Origin of the sequence: Pseudomonas baetica (assembly GCF_019733355.1) — a bacterium.
GTDB classification, from domain to species: Bacteria; Pseudomonadota; Gammaproteobacteria; order Pseudomonadales; family Pseudomonadaceae; genus Aquipseudomonas; species Aquipseudomonas baetica_A.
This window is the reverse complement of sequence record NZ_JAIHLQ010000007.1, coordinates 150,074-168,092: the sequence shown is the minus strand read 5'-3', so window position 1 is coordinate 168,092 and position 18,019 is coordinate 150,074. Positions and strand designations below refer to the sequence as shown.

General features: G+C 56.5%; 16 protein-coding genes and 4 tRNA genes. 15 read left to right on the top strand and 5 right to left on the bottom strand.

The window, feature by feature from the left end:
• Nucleotide 1 precedes the first annotated feature (1 nt).
• Nucleotides 2-751, top strand: a complete 750-nt coding sequence (locus K5E40_RS09290; protein ID WP_221730457.1) for a TerC family protein — start codon at nucleotides 2-4, stop codon at nucleotides 749-751.
• A gap of 73 nt (nucleotides 752-824) precedes the next feature.
• On the opposite strand, the gene K5E40_RS09285 is transcribed toward K5E40_RS09290, so the two are convergent.
• Complete coding sequence (locus tag K5E40_RS09285; RefSeq protein WP_221730497.1) at nucleotides 825-983, bottom strand: hypothetical protein; 159 nt, start codon at nucleotides 981-983, stop codon at nucleotides 825-827.
• A gap of 248 nt (nucleotides 984-1,231) precedes the next feature.
• Here K5E40_RS09285 and K5E40_RS09280 point away from each other — a divergent pair, with 248 nt between their 5' ends.
• The 3 genes from K5E40_RS09280 to K5E40_RS09270 all read left to right on the top strand — a co-directional run bounded on the left by K5E40_RS09280 (nucleotide 1,232) and on the right by K5E40_RS09270 (nucleotide 2,416).
• On the top strand, nucleotides 1,232-1,903 hold the full coding sequence (locus K5E40_RS09280) for a peptidase C39 family protein (protein WP_221730496.1): 672 nt from the start codon (nucleotides 1,232-1,234) through the stop codon (nucleotides 1,901-1,903).
• An 87-nt stretch (nucleotides 1,904-1,990) separates the two neighbouring features.
• Nucleotides 1,991-2,197, top strand: coding sequence for a DUF6021 family protein (locus K5E40_RS09275; RefSeq protein WP_221730456.1), 207 nt, complete (start codon nucleotides 1,991-1,993; stop codon nucleotides 2,195-2,197).
• Between the two features lie 12 nt (nucleotides 2,198-2,209).
• Nucleotides 2,210-2,416, top strand: a complete 207-nt coding sequence (locus K5E40_RS09270; RefSeq protein ID WP_221730455.1) for a hypothetical protein — start codon at nucleotides 2,210-2,212, stop codon at nucleotides 2,414-2,416.
• A 53-nt stretch (nucleotides 2,417-2,469) separates the two neighbouring features.
• On the opposite strand, the gene pbpG is transcribed toward K5E40_RS09270, so the two are convergent.
• A complete protein-coding gene (gene pbpG / locus K5E40_RS09265; protein ID WP_221730454.1) occupies nucleotides 2,470-3,408 on the bottom strand; it encodes a D-alanyl-D-alanine endopeptidase in 939 nt (312 codons plus the stop codon).
• 242 nt (nucleotides 3,409-3,650) lie between these two features.
• Nucleotides 3,651-4,505, bottom strand: coding sequence for a bifunctional methylenetetrahydrofolate dehydrogenase/methenyltetrahydrofolate cyclohydrolase FolD (folD, locus tag K5E40_RS09260; protein WP_221730453.1), 855 nt, complete (start codon nucleotides 4,503-4,505; stop codon nucleotides 3,651-3,653).
• Nucleotides 4,506-4,780: 275 nt separating this feature from the next.
• Between folD and K5E40_RS09255 the strand changes: the two genes are divergently transcribed.
• From K5E40_RS09255 to K5E40_RS09205, 11 genes are all read left to right on the top strand, one after another.
• Nucleotides 4,781-4,857: transfer RNA gene (locus K5E40_RS09255), tRNA-Arg, on the top strand.
• A gap of 32 nt (nucleotides 4,858-4,889) precedes the next feature.
• Nucleotides 4,890-4,965, top strand: a tRNA-His gene (locus K5E40_RS09250).
• Nucleotides 4,966-5,022: 57 nt separating this feature from the next.
• Nucleotides 5,023-5,107 (top strand) — tRNA-Leu (locus K5E40_RS09245).
• A gap of 76 nt (nucleotides 5,108-5,183) precedes the next feature.
• Nucleotides 5,184-5,259, top strand: a tRNA-His gene (locus K5E40_RS09240).
• Between the two features lie 402 nt (nucleotides 5,260-5,661).
• On the top strand, nucleotides 5,662-6,972 hold the full coding sequence (gene tig, locus K5E40_RS09235) for a trigger factor (protein ID WP_221730452.1): 1,311 nt from the start codon (nucleotides 5,662-5,664) through the stop codon (nucleotides 6,970-6,972).
• Between the two features lie 93 nt (nucleotides 6,973-7,065).
• Nucleotides 7,066-7,701 carry an ATP-dependent Clp endopeptidase proteolytic subunit ClpP gene (gene clpP / locus K5E40_RS09230; RefSeq protein WP_007951559.1) on the top strand — a complete coding sequence of 212 codons (636 nt, stop codon included), beginning with the start codon at nucleotides 7,066-7,068 and terminating at the stop codon, nucleotides 7,699-7,701.
• Between the two features lie 112 nt (nucleotides 7,702-7,813).
• On the top strand, nucleotides 7,814-9,097 hold the full coding sequence (gene clpX / locus K5E40_RS09225; protein WP_016775335.1) for an ATP-dependent Clp protease ATP-binding subunit ClpX: 1,284 nt from the start codon (nucleotides 7,814-7,816) through the stop codon (nucleotides 9,095-9,097).
• Between the two features lie 162 nt (nucleotides 9,098-9,259).
• A complete protein-coding gene (lon, locus tag K5E40_RS09220; protein WP_221730451.1) occupies nucleotides 9,260-11,656 on the top strand; it encodes an endopeptidase La in 2,397 nt (798 codons plus the stop codon).
• A gap of 148 nt (nucleotides 11,657-11,804) precedes the next feature.
• Nucleotides 11,805-12,077: an HU family DNA-binding protein gene (locus tag K5E40_RS09215; protein WP_008077714.1), complete on the top strand. Its 273-nt coding sequence runs from the start codon at nucleotides 11,805-11,807 to the stop codon at nucleotides 12,075-12,077.
• Nucleotides 12,078-12,305: 228 nt separating this feature from the next.
• The gene (locus K5E40_RS09210; RefSeq protein ID WP_221730450.1) at nucleotides 12,306-14,162 is read left to right on the top strand and encodes a SurA N-terminal domain-containing protein; all 1,857 of its coding nucleotides are present in this window, start codon (nucleotides 12,306-12,308) and stop codon (nucleotides 14,160-14,162) included.
• 300 nt (nucleotides 14,163-14,462) lie between these two features.
• A complete protein-coding gene (locus K5E40_RS09205) occupies nucleotides 14,463-15,323 on the top strand; it encodes a DUF2242 domain-containing protein (RefSeq protein ID WP_221730449.1) in 861 nt (286 codons plus the stop codon).
• Between the two features lie 337 nt (nucleotides 15,324-15,660).
• Here the strand turns inward: K5E40_RS09205 and K5E40_RS09200 are convergent, their stop codons facing one another.
• Nucleotides 15,661-16,701, bottom strand: coding sequence for an AraC family transcriptional regulator (locus tag K5E40_RS09200; RefSeq protein WP_221730448.1), 1,041 nt, complete (start codon nucleotides 16,699-16,701; stop codon nucleotides 15,661-15,663).
• 3 nt (nucleotides 16,702-16,704) lie between these two features.
• Nucleotides 16,705-17,832 (bottom strand): carbon-nitrogen hydrolase family protein, encoded by a 1,128-nt coding sequence (locus tag K5E40_RS09195; RefSeq protein WP_221730447.1) that lies wholly within the window; start codon nucleotides 17,830-17,832, stop codon nucleotides 16,705-16,707.
• Nucleotides 17,833-18,019 lie beyond the last annotated feature (187 nt).

Genomic DNA, 18,019 nt, shown 5'->3' with positions numbered 1-18,019 from the left:
CATGGAATATCTGTTAGAACTAGCCGCCAGCCCCGCTGCCTGGGTTGCTTTGGCCACACTGGTGGTCATGGAGATCGTGCTCGGCATCGATAACCTGATCTTTATCTCGATTCTGACCAACAAGTTGCCCGAGCAGCACCGCCAGAAGGCGCGCCGCATCGGTATCGGCATGGCGTTGATTCTGCGTCTGGCGTTGTTGAGCACCATCGCCTTCATCGTGCAGTTGACCGAGCCTGTGATCGAAATCCTCGGCCAGGCGTTCTCCTGGAAGGACATGATCCTGATCGCCGGCGGTTTGTTCCTGGTCTGGAAGGCTACGACCGAGATTCACCACAGCATGGATCCGGCGCCGGAAGACCCGAAATCGGCCACTTCGACGGTGACCCTGGGCTTTGCAGCGGCAATCGGGCAGATTCTGATGCTCGACATGGTGTTCTCGATCGACAGCATCATTACGGCAGTCGGCATGACCGAACACTTGCCAATCATGATCATCGCGGTAGTGGCCTCGGTGCTGGTGATGCTGTTTGCGGCTGAGCCGCTGGCCAGGTTCATCAACGACAACCCAACGGTGGTGATGCTGGCCCTGGGCTTCCTGATCATGATCGGCATGACGCTGATCGCCGAAGGCTTCGGCGCCCACGTACCGAAAGGTTATGTGTATGCGGCCATGGCGTTCTCGGCGGCGATTGAGGTGCTGAACATGATGTCCCGTCGAGCAAGGCAGAAGAAACTGGCTGAGCAAGCGTAATCGTTAAGCCGTAAAAAAGCCGCCCGAACTCCCAGAGTAAAGGCGGCTTTTTTGTTTGCAGTTTTACCGACAGTCAGTGTGCAGTCGCAGGGTGCGCGCGGTGCTTGCCCGGTTTCTCGATCGGTGCAGGTTGGGCGGGGTGATGATGGTGGCGTCGGGAAATACGCAACACGCCCCACAGCATGGCAGTAGCAACGGCCAGCCAGCCGGCAATCAACATTACGATAGTCATGGTCAGGCTCATGAGTGCCTCCTCTTTGCCCAGGCTCGGGCACACATTTCTCTCAAATCGCTCTATGTCAGTGACAGTCTAGTCAATGGGGTGTTTCAAGCTATTGACCAAAGGTCGGTGGCGACCAATCAGTTTGCTCTATGCAATCGTTGAGTCTGCGGTTTAAGGCTATACCGCAGCTTTTTGCGGCCCTATGATCGCAGGCACTGCCGGAACACGATGACCGGCGTCTTGAACAGAGAGTGATGATGGTGCAGGTATTTTCTCGAATTCGCGCGGCGCTGCTGGTGGCTGGTTGCGCAGCCGTACTGGCCGGGTGCGCAGGTAGTGTGGCACCAGAGGTGAAGCGTCTGCCCGAGCGGGTTGAGCTCAGTGGTACGTTCTATCGCGGCGACGCCAATCAATCAGGGCCGCAAGTGTTGGCCAGCCTGTTGTCGCAGCAAGGCATCGTGATCACCCCGGGGTTGTTGGCAAAACCGCTGCACCTGCCGGGCGCCGAAGATAAATTGCAGCAGAACATGCAGAAGCTTGCACGGGAATATGGCTTGGTCGTCTATCCGCTGGACCGCAATCTGCCAGCGCTGCTGACGCAGGTTGCTGCGGGCTATCCGGTGATGGTGCGCTTCAGCGAAGGTTCAGCGTTTTGGGCGCAACCGCGCTATGCCATTCTTTCCGGCTACGACCGCAATAAACAGAAAGTGCTGCTGCGCGCGGGCATGAACCGTCGCGAAATCATGAGCTTCAGCGCTTTTGAATCGGCATTCGAAAAGTCCGGTGGCTGGGCAATCTTGATTCAAAAGCCTTCGCAGATTCCGGTGGCGGTTGATCGTCAGCGCTGGCTCAAGGCCGCCGATGAGTTGTCACAGGCCGGTCAGGAGCCGGAAGCCGCGCAGGCGCGCAAGGCATTGGCGGCGCACTGAGCTCCATTCGTCATCTGCCGGGCACGACTGCGCCCGGCCAGCCTCTTAGGGTTATAGCCCGGTTTTACGGGTGAATCAGGAGGCAACATGACAGATTCCCCATCCCCGAAAGGCCCGCATTCTTCTGAGCATTCTTCAGGTAACGATCTGGGGTTCGATCCCGACTCGCCGGATCTCGAAGATCCGCAAGTCGACCCCATTGGCCCTGCAAAGGCGCCCAAAGATGTGAAGCCTGGCGAAGACGACACCAAACCGGCCCAGCCCTACGATCCGTTAGCCGATCTCAAACCTTGATGCGAGGTGCGTATGAGTACCGATTCAAGCTTCGATGACCAAAAGCCCGACAGTGTGCCGACCACGCCTGAACAGGAAGTGGACCCGGTGCTGGATCCTGAGAGCCCGCTGCGTGATCCGTTGGCGCGACCCAATGTAGTTACGCCGCAGCCTGCGCGGGATCCGAGTGCCGGTGACGGGATTCCTGATGACGACGAGATGCCGCTGCCTAACGACTGATGTGCAGATGAGAAAAAGCCCCGAAATTTCGGGGCTTTTCCTTATGGCGCGAATTACTTGGAGGCTTCGACCACGCCACTCTGGCGCGCCTTGAGGTTTTTGTCGGCTTTGTACTGTTGAGCCGCCGCTGGAACGCTAGCGCTCCTGCCGGTTTCCACCCAACTGCGGATGCGGCTAGCATCGGCAAAATGGGTGTATTTGCCAAACGCGTCGAGAATCACCAGCGCGACCGGGCGGTTGCCCATTTTCGTTACCAGTACCAGGCAATGACCGGCAGGATTGGTGAAGCCGGTTTTGGTGATCTTGATGTCCCAGTCGGCCTTATTGACCAAGTGATCGGTATTGCGAAAGCCCAGTGTGTAATTGGGTTTACGGAAAGAGACGGTCTTTTCCTTGGTGGTGGTGAGTTCGCTGAGGATCGGGTACTTGCTGGCGGCTACCAGCAACTTGCTCAAGTCACGGGCAGTCGACACGTTGCGCTCAGACAAACCGGTCGGCTCGACGAAGTGCGTGTTGGTCATGCCCAGCGCCTTGGCCTTGGCGTTCATCGCCGCGATAAAGGCTGCGTAACCGCCCGGGTAGTGATGCGCGAGGCTGGCGGCCGCACGGTTTTCCGAAGACATCAGAGCAATCAACAGCATCTCGCGGCGCGGCAGTTCACTCTTGAGTTTGACTCGGGAGAACACGCCCTTCATTTCCGGCGTATTGCTGATATCGACATTGATCCATTCGTCCATGTTCTGTCGGGCTTCAACCACCACCAGGCCAGTCATCAGCTTGCTGACGGAAGCGATCGGCACAATCACGTCAGGGTTGCTGGAATAAATGACTTTTTGGGTCTGCATATCCATGAGCAGGGCGCTACCAGAGGCGATCTTCAATTGCGAAGCGTCACGGGGGGCAGCGATGGTTTGCGCGGCATTGATCGATGGCGTGATGAATGTGCCTGTAAGTGCAAAAAACAGGCTCAGAATCGAAAGACGAATTTTCACGCGGGCGAACTCATAAAGGTTGGATATTCCGTTAGTTTGTAACGGGTTATTTCTTAAAAGCGTCGCATTTTAGGAGTATGGCTGAATAACTGTCGATGGTTGTTTGAGTGGCCTGAAAATCTTGTGAAAAGGCCTGTAGAAATAGGGGTTTCCGGCGAACGGTTACAGTTTTTTCTCAGGCATGAAAAACCCCGCACGCGGCGGGGTTCTCGGGGGTATTGCTAGCGCGTGAAAAATACCACTCAGGCGTGCAGGGTTTCCGCTGCGTAGAGGGTGTTTTCCAGCAGGCAGGCACGGGTCATCGGGCCGACGCCACCCGGTACCGGCGTGATCCAGCCAGCGCGGGGCAGGGCGGTTTCGTAGACAACGTCACCGACCAGTTTGCCGTCGTCCTGACGGTTGATTCCGACATCGATTACGATCGCGCCTTCCTTGATCCACTCGCCTTTGACCAGGCCCGGCTTGCCGGCAGCCACAACGACCAGATCAGCACGGCCGACGTGCTCGGCCAGATCCTTGGTGAAGCGATGGGTCACGGTCACGGTACAGCCGGCCAGTAACAGCTCCATCGCCATCGGGCGACCGACGATGTTGGAGGCGCCGACCACAACTGCGTCCAGTCCGTAAAGATCAACGCCTGTGCTTTCCAGCAAAGTAATGATGCCTTTAGGGGTGCACGGACGCAGCAGAGGGATACGTTGGGCCAGACGCCCGACGTTATAAGGATGGAAGCCGTCGACGTCTTTGTCCGGGCGAATGCGCTCCAGCAGTTTGGAGGCATCCAGATGCTCGGGCAGCGGCAGTTGCAACAGAATGCCGTCGATTGCCGGGTCGTCGTTGAGGCGATCAATCAGATCGGTCAACGCTTCTTGCGTGGTTTCAGAGGGCAGGTCGTAGGCTTGAGAGAGGAAACCGACCTCTTCACAGTCTTTACGCTTGTGCGAGACATAAACCTGAGAGGCAGGATCGCTGCCGACCAGGATCACCGCGAGGCCGGGAGTGCGCAGGCCTTGCTGGCGACGCTCGGCAACTCGTTTGGCGATCTGCTGGCGCAGGCTGGCGGCGATCGATTTGCCGTCGATTAGTTGTGCAGTCATTGCGCGTGATTAACCATCGAGAGGGGAAAAAAAGAGAACGCATTCTCGCATGTCGAGCGTTGACGGCAAAGGCGCTTGGTCAGCAAATTCCTCTAACTCCTTTAATTAAATGAATTTTTTTTAAAAAGGATTTGACGACATCCGGAGCGCTCTATACTATTCGTCGCACTTGTCGGGCACAGCCTAGCACTGGTTAAGAAGGTGGAGCGGAATCAAGGTTCTGCGACACTGGAAAGCACTTAGTTTGTAGTCCTTTAAGAGTACAGATTAATAAGGCGCCCGTAGCTCAGCTGGATAGAGCATCCGCCTTCTAAGCGGATGGTCGCAGGTTCGAGTCCTGCCGGGTGCGCCATTAGGCAGCTTTGGCACAAGTAACGCGATATGGTGGGCGTAGCTCAGTTGGTAGAGCACGGGATTGTGACTCCCGTTGTCGTGGGTTCGATCCCCATCGTCCACCCCATATTTCGAAAGGCGCCAGATGTAACAGTCTGGCGCCTTTGCTTTAAAAGCTTGATCCGCGGATGTGGTGGAATTGGTAGACACACTGGATTTAGGTTCCAGCGCCGCGAGGCGTAAGAGTTCGAGTCTCTTCATCCGCACCAATTAAAGCTTCATTCATGTCTTCGGGCGGGTGAGGTTCAACAAAGAAGTTGTTTGGCTTTTTTGTTACGCAATATGGTGGGCGTAGCTCAGTTGGTAGAGCACGGGATTGTGACTCCCGTTGTCGTGGGTTCGATCCCCATCGTCCACCCCATATTTCGAAAGGCGCCAGATTTAACAGTCTGGCGCCTTTTTTGTTTTAGCGATTTGAAGACTTGGCGATTGCCGGCTTCGATTCGCAGGAGTGGGGCGTTTCGTCGTGTTTATGTTGCTCGATGATTCTGTGCTGCTCGCCGGGCTTGCTTGCAGGGTCGGCCGTCAGGGCGTGATTGGCGGTCTCTTCTATATATAGAGGAGATCGGCGCGGAGCCCTGGCGTGATTGGTTGTATTCGCCTGTGGGGCGCGACGCATTCGTGCAACGGTCCCTATAAATTGCCTGCTGTTTTTTTACCCGTTTTCAGTAGGGTGACTTCTTGAGTTTGACCCACTAGAATGCATGCCCTTGATTCTGGGGTCGGAAACGGCCGGCTAACGTCTGTGCAACGAGGAATATCCATGCAAGTTTCTGTTGAAAATACTACTGCTCTTGAGCGCCGCATGAGCGTCACCGTGCCGGCTGAGCGCATTGAGAGCCAGGTCAACAAGCGTCTGCAGCAGACTGCCCAAAAGGCCAAGATTGCTGGCTTCCGTCCAGGCAAAGTGCCAATGAGCGAAATCAAGCGCCGTTTCGGTGCTGACGCTCGCCAGGAAGCTGTTGGTGATGTCATCCAGTCCTCCTTCTATGAAGCTGTGGTTGAGCAGAAGCTGAACCCGGCTGGTTCGCCTTCGATCGAGCCTAAATCGCTCGAAGCTGGCAAGGATCTGGAATACGTTGCTGTATTCGAAGTGTTCCCTGAGTTCACCGTTGCCGGTTTCGAAGGCATCACCGTTGAGCGCCTGAGCGCTGACGTGGCTGACGCTGACCTGGACAAAATGCTCGACATCCTGCGCAAGCAGAACACCCGTTTTGAAGTGGCTGATCGTGCTGCCCAGAACGAAGACCAACTGAACATCGATTTCGTTGGCAAGGTTGATGGCGAAGTGTTTGCAGGTGGCTCCGCCAAAGGTACTCAGCTGGTTCTGGGTTCCGGCCGCATGATCCCGGGCTTCGAAGAAGGCCTGGTGGGCGCTAAGGCGGGCGAAGAGCGCGTTCTGAACCTGACCTTCCCTGAGGACTATCAGAACCTGGATCTGGCGGGTAAAACCGCTGAGTTCACCGTGACTGTCAACACTGTCTCCGAGCCAAAGCTGCCTGAGTTGAACGAAGAGTTCTTCGCTCAATTCGGTATCAAGGAAAGCGGCATCGACGGCTTCCGCACCGAAGTTCGCAAGAACATGGAGCGTGAACTGCGTCAGGCGATCAAATCCAAGGTGAAAAATCAGGTAATGGACGGTCTGCTGGCCACCAACCCGATCGAAGTGCCTAAGGCTCTGCTGTCCAATGAAGTTGACCGTCTGCGCGTGCAGGCTGTTCAGCAGTTCGGTGGCAACATCAAGCCTGACCAACTGCCGGCCGAGCTGTTCGAAGAGCAAGCTAAGCGCCGCGTAGTGCTGGGTCTGATCGTGGCTGAAGTGGTCAAGCAGTTCGACCTCAAGCCTGACGATGCCCGTGTTCGTGAAATGATTCAGGAAATGGCTTCGGCTTACCAAGAGCCTGAGCAGGTCGTGTCGTGGTACTACAAGAACGACCAACAACTGAACGAGGTTCGTTCGGTTGTGCTGGAAGAACAAGTTGTGGATACTGTTCTGCAGAAAGCTAGCGTGACCGACAAATCGGTCTCTTACGAAGAAGCGGTCAAGCCGGTAGAAGCTCCAACAGCCGACTGATTGTTTTTGCGTTAAGAAGTGCACACCATAAGCCAGCTCTCGAGCTGGCTTATGCGTATTCAAGACATAACTATTTGGGAGTGACTGCAGAGCATGTTCCGTAATTCGTATATTCAGCAGAACTCTGATATCCAGGCCGCAGGCGGCCTGGTCCCTATGGTTGTCGAGCAATCTGCTCGTGGCGAACGCGCCTATGACATCTACTCGCGCCTGCTCAAGGAACGAGTGATCTTTCTGGTTGGTCCGGTAGAGGACTACATGGCCAATCTGATCTGTGCGCAACTGCTGTTCCTTGAAGCGGAAAACCCGGACAAGGACATCCATCTCTATATCAACTCCCCGGGCGGTTCGGTGACAGCGGGCATGTCGATTTACGACACCATGCAGTTCATCAAACCCAACGTATCGACCACTTGCATCGGTCAGGCATGCAGCATGGGCGCGTTCTTGTTGACCGCCGGTGCTCCAGGCAAGCGTTTTTGCCTGCCGAACTCGCGCGTGATGATTCACCAGCCACTGGGTGGTTTCCAGGGGCAGGCATCGGATATCGAAATCCATGCCAAGGAAATCCTCTTTATTCGCGAGCGCCTGAACACGCTGATGGCCAAGCACAGCGGTCGTACCCTTGAAGAAATCGAGCGCGATACCAACCGCGATAACTTCATGAGTGCAGAAGCTGCGAAGGAATATGGCTTGATCGACGAAGTGATCAACCAGCGCCCAGCTTAAAATAAGCAGCTCAAAATAGGCTTGGTCGGCGCGTCTGATCAGCGGCGGGCTTGAAAAAGCCCGCAATAGCCTTCATCTTGTGTTGCAAGCCTATCGGATTTGGATCGAACGAATGACTGACACCCGCAACGGCGAGGACAACGGCAAGCTGCTCTATTGCTCCTTCTGTGGCAAAAGCCAGCATGAAGTGCGCAAATTGATTGCCGGCCCCTCGGTCTTTATCTGCGACGAGTGCGTCGACCTGTGCAATGACATCATCCGCGAGGAGGTGCAGGAAGCCCAGGCCGAAAGCAGCGCGCATAAATTGCCTTCGCCTAAAGAAATCAGCGGCATCCTTGATCAGTATGTGATTGGTCAAGAGCGTGCGAAGAAGGTTCTGGCCGTAGCGGTGTATAACCACTACAAACGCCTGAACCAGCGTGACAAAAAGGCTGACGACGTCGAACTCGGCAAGAGCAACATCCTGCTGATCGGCCCGACAGGCTCTGGTAAAACCCTGCTGGCCGAAACACTGGCCCGCTTGCTGAACGTTCCGTTCACCATCGCTGACGCAACCACCCTCACCGAGGCGGGTTACGTAGGTGAAGATGTCGAGAACATCATTCAGAAGCTGCTGCAGAAGTGTGATTACGACGTAGAGAAGGCCCAGATGGGTATTGTCTATATCGACGAAATCGACAAGATTTCCCGCAAGTCCGACAACCCGTCGATCACCCGGGACGTTTCCGGTGAAGGCGTGCAGCAGGCCTTGCTCAAGTTGATCGAAGGCACGGTCGCTTCCGTACCGCCGCAAGGTGGCCGCAAGCATCCGCAGCAGGAATTCCTGCAGGTCGACACCCGTAACATTTTGTTCATCTGCGGTGGTGCGTTCTCGGGTCTCGAGAAGGTTATCCAGAATCGTTCCACCAAAGGTGGCATCGGTTTCAATGCAGAAGTTCGCAGCAAGGAAGAGGGCAAGAAAGTCGGCGAGTCCCTGCGTGAAGTCGAGCCTGACGATCTGGTCAAGTTCGGTCTGATCCCGGAATTCGTCGGTCGTCTGCCAGTCCTTGCGACACTGGACGAGCTGGACGAGGCTGCGCTGATGCAGATCCTCACCGAGCCGAAAAACGCTCTGACCAAGCAGTATGCAAAGCTGTTCGAGATGGAAGGCGTGGATCTGGAGTTCCGCTCCGACGCGCTGAAATCGGTCGCCAAGCGTGCCCTGGAACGTAAAACCGGTGCCCGTGGCCTGCGTTCGATTCTCGAAGGTGTGCTGCTTGATACGATGTACGAAATCCCCTCGCAGTCCGAGGTGAGCAAAGTCGTCATCGATGAGAGTGTGATCGAAGGCAAGTCCAAGCCACTGTATATCTACGAGAACAGTGAGCCGACTGCCAAGGCAGCACCGGACGCTTAAGCGTCTACGCTGCCGGAACAAAGAAGGGGCCTTCGGGCCTCTTTTTTTTTAGTCGTTTTTTACATCCGCTTTGCGCTTGTTTTTTTTCAAGGCAGCCCCCATCTTGGTTTCAAGCTTAATTCCATCTGATTACGGCCATATGGCCGCCGTAGAGGCGAAATCATGAAGACAACCATCGAATTGCCTCTCCTGCCATTGCGTGATGTCGTCGTTTATCCGCACATGGTTATCCCGCTGTTCGTGGGGCGCGAGAAATCCATCGAAGCCCTCGAGGCAGCGATGACGGGCGACAAGCAGATTTTGCTGCTGGCCCAGAGAAACCCGGCTGATGATGATCCCGGTGAAGACGCTCTCTATCGCGTAGGTACCATTGCCACTGTTCTACAGCTGCTCAAGCTGCCTGACGGCACCGTCAAGGTTCTGGTCGAGGGTGAGCAGCGCGGTACCGTTGAGCGCTTCAGCGAAGTCGACGGCCACTGTCGTGCCGAAGTCTCCTTGATTGAAGAAGTCGACGCTGCCGAGCGCGAGTCCGAAGTGTTCGTGCGTACACTGCTGTCTCAGTTCGAACAATATGTGCAGTTGGGCAAAAAAGTCCCCGCGGAAGTCCTGTCGTCGCTCAACAGCATCGAAGAACCGGGCCGTCTGGTCGATACCATGGCCGCCCACATGGCGCTGAAAATCGAGCAGAAGCAGGAAATCCTCGAAATCATCGATTTGTCGGCCCGGGTTGAGCACGTCTTGGCGTTGCTGGACGCCGAGATTGACCTGCTGCAAGTCGAAAAACGCATTCGCGGTCGCGTTAAAAAGCAGATGGAGCGCAGTCAGCGTGAGTACTACCTGAATGAGCAGATGAAGGCCATTCAGAAGGAACTCGGCGACAGCGACGAAGGCCACAACGAAATCGAAGACCTGAAAAAGCGCATCGACGCTGCCGGTCTGCCGAAAGACGCCTTGGCCAAAGCCACTGCCGAGTTGAACAAGCTCAAGCAAATGTCGCCGATGTCCGCAGAGGCCACTGTGGTGCGCTCGTACATCGACTGGTTGGTGCAGGTGCCGTGGAAGGCCCAGAGCAAAGTGCGCCTGGACCTTGCTCGCGCAGAAGACATTCTCGATGCTGATCACTACGGTCTCGAAGAGGTCAAGGAGCGCATCCTTGAATACCTCGCCGTACAAAAACGCGTGAAGAAAATCCGTGGCCCGGTGTTGTGCCTGGTCGGTCCTCCGGGCGTGGGTAAAACTTCGCTGGCGGAGTCGATTGCCCACGCCACAAACCGTAAATTCGTCCGCATGGCCTTGGGTGGCGTGCGTGATGAAGCGGAAATTCGAGGTCACCGCCGGACTTACATCGGTTCGATGCCCGGAAGATTGATTCAAAAGATGACAAAGGTAGGCGTCCGTAACCCGCTCTTCCTGCTCGATGAAATCGACAAAATGGGCAGCGACATGCGTGGCGATCCAGCATCGGCGTTGCTGGAAGTGCTCGATCCCGAGCAGAACCACAACTTCAACGACCACTATCTGGAAGTCGATTACGACCTCTCGGATGTGATGTTCCTGTGCACCTCCAACTCGATGAACATCCCGCCGGCGCTGCTGGACCGGATGGAAGTCATCCGTCTGCCGGGCTACACCGAAGACGAGAAGATCAACATTGCGGTCAAATACCTGTCGCCAAAGCAGATCACTGCCAATGGTCTGAAGAAAGGCGAGCTGGAATTCGACGAAGAGGCGATCCGCGACATCATCCGCTACTACACCCGTGAAGCCGGTGTGCGTGGCCTTGAACGTCAGATCGCCAAGGTCTGCCGCAAGGCCGTTAAAGAGCACGCGATGGAAAAACGCTTCTCGGTGAAAGTGACAGCAGACTTGCTGGAACACTTCCTCGGTGTGCGCAAATTCCGCTACGGTCTGGCCGAGCAGCAGGATCAGATCGGTCAGGTTACTGGCCTTGCCTGGACTCAGGTGGGGGGCGAATTGCTAACCATTGAAGCCGCTGTTGTGCCAGGTAAAGGCCAGTTGATCAAGACTGGTTCGCTGGGCGATGTAATGGTCGAATCGATCACTGCTGCCCTGACCGTGGTGCGCAGCCGTGCGAAGAGTCTAGGCATTCCTTTGGACTTCCACGAGAAGCGCGACACACACATCCACATGCCGGAAGGGGCGACCCCGAAAGATGGACCGAGCGCGGGTGTAGGCATGTGCACGGCATTGGTTTCGGCCTTGACCGGCATTCCGGTGCGCGCTGATGTCGCCATGACCGGCGAAATCACTTTGCGTGGTCAAGTGCTGGCCATTGGTGGTCTGAAGGAAAAACTGCTTGCGGCGCACCGCGGCGGAATCAAGATTGTGATTATTCCGGAAGAGAATGTGCGCGATCTGAAGGAGATTCCTGACAATATCAAGCAGGATCTGCAGATTAAACCGGTTAAATGGATTGACGAGGTCCTGCAAATTGCGCTGCAATACGCGCCGGAGCCCTTGCCGGATGTGGCTCCGGAGATAGTTGCCAAGGACGAAAAACGTGAGTCTGACTCTAAGGAAAGAATTAGCACGCATTAATACGTTTTTGCTTGGGTGGCTTCCTTGACAGCTTTTTAGAGCCCTTGTTATAAAGCGGCTCTTAAGTGTCTGTAGGCCATTCAGCACACGTTTTTGCTTTCACCAAAAAACTTAGAATCATCTCAAAATAGATATAAGGGGACTTAGAGTGAACAAGTCGGAACTGATTGATGCTATCGCTGCATCCGCTGATATCCCGAAAGCTGCTGCTGGCCGTGCGCTGGACGCAGTAATCGAATCCGTCACTGGCGCTCTCAAGGCTGGCGACTCCGTTGTTCTGGTTGGTTTCGGTACTTTCTCCGTGACTGATCGTCCGGCTCGCGTTGGTCGTAACCCACAGACCGGCAAGACGCTGCAGATCGCAGCGGCCAAAAAACCAGGTTTCAAAGCCGGTAAAGCACTGAAAGAAGCTGTTAACTAAGTTTTCAGGTTTTTACCTATCCGGGTCGGGGTCATGCCTGACCTGGCAGCGGAGCGGTAGAGCAGGTCGCTGAAACAGCTGCCTGTAACGCCGGGATCGAGGGTTCGAGCCCTGTCCGCTCCGCCAGTTACGAGAAGGCGCATCCTCGGATGCGCCTTTCTTCTATCCGGATTCTACCCACGCTCCACGGTTGCCTAATTTTGAAGTTCAACCGTTTCTGGGGGACGCATGCTGCAGAATATCAGGGACAATTCACAAGGCTGGATTGCCAAGACCATTATCGGAGTCATCGTTGCACTGATGGCTCTGACCGGTTTCGACGCCATTTTCAAGGCCACGACGCACTCTAACGAGGCGGCCAAGGTCAATGGTGAGGAAATCAGCCAGAACGAGCTGAGCCAGGCCGTTGACATGCAACGCCGTCAGCTGATGCAACAGCTGGGCAAGGATTTCGATGCTTCCTTGCTCGACGAAAAGATGCTGCGCGAGTCGGCTCTCAAGGGGCTGATTGATCGCAAGCTGCTGCTGCAAGGTGCCGAACAATCGAAATTCGCTTTCTCCGAAGCTGCTCTGGACCAAGTGATCTTGCAAACACCTGAATTTCAGGTGGACGGCAAGTTCAGCTCTGATCGTTTCGACCAGGTGATCCGTTCGCTGGGATACAGCCGTATGCAGTTCCGCCAGATGCTGGCTCAGGAAATGCTGATCGGCCAACTGCGAGCCGGTGTCGCTGGCAGCGGTTTCGTCACCGACGCTGAAGTGCTGGCATTCGCCCGTCTGGAGAAACAGACCCGCGATTTCGCCACCCTGAACGTCAAGTCCGATCCGGCTGCGATCAAGCTGACCGACGATGAGGTCAAGGCTTACTACGACGAACACGCCAAGGAATTCATGACCCCGGATCAAGTGGTCATCGATTACCTCGAGCTGAAGAAGTCTTCCTTCTTCGATCAGGTCGCCGTCAAGGACGAAGACCTGCAAGCGGCGTATCAGAAAGAGATCGCCAACCTGTCGGAACAACGTCGTGCGGCGCACATTCTGATTGAAGTGAACGACAAGACCACCGAAGCGCAGGCCAAGGCGAAAATCGAAGACATCCAGGCGCGTCTGGCCAAGGGCGAGAAGTTCGAAGCACTGGCCAAAGAGTTCTCGCAAGATCCGGGTTCAGCCAACAATGGCGGTGACCTGGGTTATGCAGGTCCTGGCGTTTACGATCCAGCTTTCGAGAAAGCCCTGTACGCCTTGTCCAAGGACCAGGTTTCCGGGCCGGTTCGCACCGACTTCGGTTTCCACCTGATCAAGTTGTTGGGCGTGGAAGCACCTGAAGTGCCGACCCTTGCAAGCCTGAAAGACAAGCTGACCCGCCAACTGAAAGAGGCGCAAGTCGAGCAGCGTTTTGTCGAGGCGACCAAGCAACTGGAAGACACTGCGTTCGAGGCATCTGACCTGGCTCAGCCAGCGGCGGATCTGAAGCTGACCGTGCACACCTCCAAGCCGTTTGGCCGTGAGGGTGGCGAAGGTATTGCGGCCAACCGTGCCGTGGTCACTGCCGCGTTCAGTACTGAAGTGATCGATGAAGGCGCCAACAGCACTGCCATCGAACTGGATCCTGAAACCGTGGTCGTGCTGCGCTCCAAGGAGCACCTCAAGCCTGCGCAACTGCCTTTGGAAAGCGTGAGTGCGGCCATTCGTACACAACTGACCAAAGAGCACGCCAGCGCTGCTGCCAAAACCAAGGCCGAGAAGCTGATCGCTGATCTGCGCGATGGCAAGGCGGTTGATGGTCAGAGCTGGAAAACCACCGAAGCGGCAACCCGTGCTCAGGAAGGTGTTGATCCTGCTGTGCTGCAAGCGTTGTTCCGCATGCCGAAGCCGGCTGCCAAGGACAAGCCTACGTACAGCAGCGTGACCCTGCCGGACGGTAGCCTGATGATCGTTCGGCTGAACGGCGTCAACGAAGCGGCTGCACCGACTGATGAAGAGAAGGCTCAATACCGTCGCTTCCTCGCGTCTCGTGAAGGTCAGCAGGACTTCGCTGCGTATCGCAAGCAGTTGGAAGCCCAGGCAGAGATCAAGCGTTATTGATGTCTGACTGAGCGGCAAGACAAGAGCCCCGGCCTGACAGCCGGGGTTTTTTGTGTGCGCTGTTTGTTGGCAGTTCAGGCGACATAGCCTTTTCAGAGGCTCAACGAGCGACCTTCCCTGAGTCGTTTTCCTCACCGCTACCGCGAAGTCGCGGATTTTTATCGATGATTTATCGTTGCGGCTTTCTCCCGCAACTGAAGGGCGATAGCGTTGTAACTGTTTTAAGACACTAATCCATACGCCGCCGGGCCGCGATCTGTTGCACAATACGCCCCGGACTGTTTTCCCTCAGGATGTTCAATGTTGATTTCCACTCCCCTGCGTGTTGTCGGGTTGGCGCTGTTGTTGACCGCTGTTGCTGGCTGTTCGAAGGACAAGCCGATTTATGAGCATGAGAGCTTCGACGATTCCGGCACGTTTTCGCGTAACTATCCGGTAAGCGACACGGGCAGTTGCGAAGCGGCCCGTCGTGCGCTGCTCAGTCAGGGCTACATCATCACCAGCAGTGACCCGAAACTGGTCAGTGGCCACAAGAGCTTCCAGCAGACCGGTGAAACTCACTTGGAGATCAGTTTCAACGTGGTCTGCGCCGAAGATGGTAGTGGCAAGCACCATGCGACGGTGTTCGCCAACGCCCTGCAAGATCGCTACGCACTGAAGAAGACCAACAACTCGGCCAGTCTGGGTGTCGGTGTGCTGGGCTCCGTGTCTATGCCGATCGGCTCATCGGACGATTCGATGGTCAAGGTTGCCAGCGAGACGGTGACCGCGCAAAAGTTCTACGAGCGTTTCTTTACCCTGGTAGAACAGTTCCTGCCGGCAGAAACGAAGAAAGCGGCGCATATCGAAGAAAAGCCAAAGACGGATCTGGGCATGCCTGAGCCTAAAACAGCTCTTGCCGCAGAACCTGCTCCTGCGCCCGCCGCTGAGCCTGTTCCTGCACCCACGCCAGCTCCAGCGGTTACCGCGCCGGCGCCAGTTGAAACCGTCCCGGTCAGTTCAGAGCCGGTTGTACCGCCAGCCGAGTCAACCCCGATTACCCCAGCGCCGAGTGCTGAACCGGTGGCGCCAGCCACGCAAACCATCACGCCACCCGCCAACCCGACGGACATCCCGCCGCCGTCCGAGCCGATTCCGGCGATGCCAGCCTCCGGCCAATAATTCGCCTACCGGAGCTCTGTGGGAGCAGGCTTGCTCGCGAATGCGGTTTGTCAGTCTGGATTTCCATCGACTGACACAACCTCTTCTCGAGCAAGCCCGCTTTTGTTTTATGGGCTGTCAAAAAAACTGCGATAAATTCCTGACCACCTGCTACGTTTTATTCATGAAGGCGCTGTTTCATTTTTCCTTCACACGGGCGCGCTATGCTCGGGACACTATCGAATAGAGCAGTAGGGGGATGACACAATGGACGACTATCAAGAAGAACTGCTCGAATTCCAGGCCTATGAACTGGATCAGCCCGAGCCGGCCGAAGACGCCACCGAGCTATAAGGCTTCAAGCTGTTTTGCGATGACTGCGGCGAAATTCGCCCGGGGTTTGTCCGCTCCAGCGTTTGAACGCTCGCTGGAACGCTTCGGCTGAGGCAAAGCCCAGCAGGTAGGCGATTTCGCCGAACGCCAGTTCGGTGTCGCGGATGTAGGTCATCGCCAGATCACGGCGAGTGTCATTGAGGATCGCGCGAAACTGTGTGCCTTCTTCGGCCAGTTTGCGCCGCAAAGTCCAGGTAGGCAGCTTAAGGCGTGCCGCCACTTCTTCCAGGTCCGGTTCCCGGCCTCCACTGAGCAAAGGCCCGAGCAATTGCGTGATGCGTTCGCGCAGGCTGCGAGTGCGGGTCAGTTGTTCCAGTTCTCGTTCACACAGTTGCAGCAGGTGCCGCCAGGTGCTCGGGCAGTGCTGAGGGTTGCGCAGGGCGAGGCTGCTCAGGTTCAGGCGCAATTGATTGCGCTCGGCGCCGAACTGGATTGGGCAATCGCCCAGCACGCGGTAGGCGTCGTGGTAATCCGGCGCGTCGAATTCGATTTCGATGCGCTCGGCCTTGAGCACTTCGCCGCCGACACTGGATAGCTGATGCAGCCAGCCGGCGATGATTGAATCCACCACAAAGCGGTTATAGGCGTTGTATGGGCTGATCGAATAGAAACGCAGCCACGCGCCGTTGGCGTCCTCGTGGAAACTCGACTGGCCGCGGTAATTGGAGCCGTACAACGGTTCAAAACGGATCAGACATCGGGCCGCTTCGCGCACCGTGGGGGCCTGCGACGCTGTGACACCGGCCAATCCCGCCTGGCTCAGGCGACTGAGTTGGCCCATGCGCAAGCCCAACGCCGGATCTTCCGTCAATTGAATCGCGCTATAACCCAAACGCATATAACGCGGGATCGAAAGCCGTGCACCGGCCTCGGCCAATCGCGCCGCATCCAGACCGTACTGGTCCAACAACGGCAGTGGGTCGACGCCATGACTGCGCACGGCGTCGGCGAGGCTATGGACAAAGCCTACCGACAGATCCCCGAGGCGCATCGGCAGCGGCTTCATGGCTTACAACCAGATATTCAGCAAACATGCACCGCGTGCATCGCCTGCGGCAAACTGCTGACCGTTGCTGCTGAGGAAGCTCTGACCCGAACTCGCCTTGTCCCAGAATTGCCCACGCAGGAATACGCTCATCCCGGCAGTCGCCCGGCTGCTGGGCGGCTGCGCGGTCAGGGTCAGGCGATGCCAGGCTTGGCCTTCGCTGACTTCACCGGGTTTGAGGCTGACTGAACTCGGTGTACTCGAACCCTTATAGCCGCGCCACGGCTGATCCCATGCACCATGTCCGAGCACCTGCGCCGGCACCGCCACCAGTTGCGCGCTTTGTTCATCGAGTTTGCGGTAGTTGTCCGGATACCAACTGTCGCTGCCGATCAGCACGCCGAGGCGTCCGGCCGGGGTGTCGACGACGTTGATCGTCTGTTCACTGGCCTGGATGACGTCACGCTGGTCGAAGACCGGATGCATCTGGCGTTGCGGCTGGCCGAGGGGCACACCGTCGCGGCCAAAGACCACGCTGCTGTTGTAGAGCGCGCCGCTGCCGGGTTTGAGTTGGCCGTCGCGGATGCTCGGCTCAGGCAGCACAATGGAGCCAGCCACCAGGGTCACATGAAACTCTTTGGCCAGACCCCCGAACAGCGCCTGATAGTCTTTGGCCATGGCGCGCGATTTCATGCGCAGGTGAGCGTCGTCGAGACGGTCGCTACCCTTGGCGCTGAGCCAAGCCCTGGCGAACAGCAGCGGATTGCTCGCCGCCAGCCAGTTCATCGCTTCGGCAAGAGTCGGTGCCTGATACAACTCGTCTTTCTCGCCGCTGATCATCAGCCAGGTGCCGACATGTTCGGGCAGCACCACCACGGTTTTGTCATTCAACAAGCCCTGATCCTGCGCTTGCTGCAAATAAGCCGCGAGCTTGCGGTGCAGTCGCTCGGGGTTTTGATAGTCGGTAGGAAACAGCTCTGGCTGGATACCCAGCAAATTGCCACGGTCGGCAGGCGTGCCCTGATCGACCGCCAGTTTGATGCGCAAGTCCGACAGGTAATGCCCCGCAGGCCGGTCTGCCGCCCACATGGCATAGGTGGTGAGAACGGCCACGATGGCCATGGAAAAAAACAGGTACAAAAGTTTGCGCATGAAAACCAACAACAGCCGGGTGCAGGGTGTGGCGACTAGGGTAGGGCCCATGGCGGGACTTGCCAAGGGGCGCTGCGCATTTGGATCAATAAGTTGTCAGTTACGGTCATTGAGTGACAGCGATGCGACTCTTAGTCTGTCGAGCATGACTGATGGGGGACAAAGAGCTCCCGCAATTTTTCCGTGA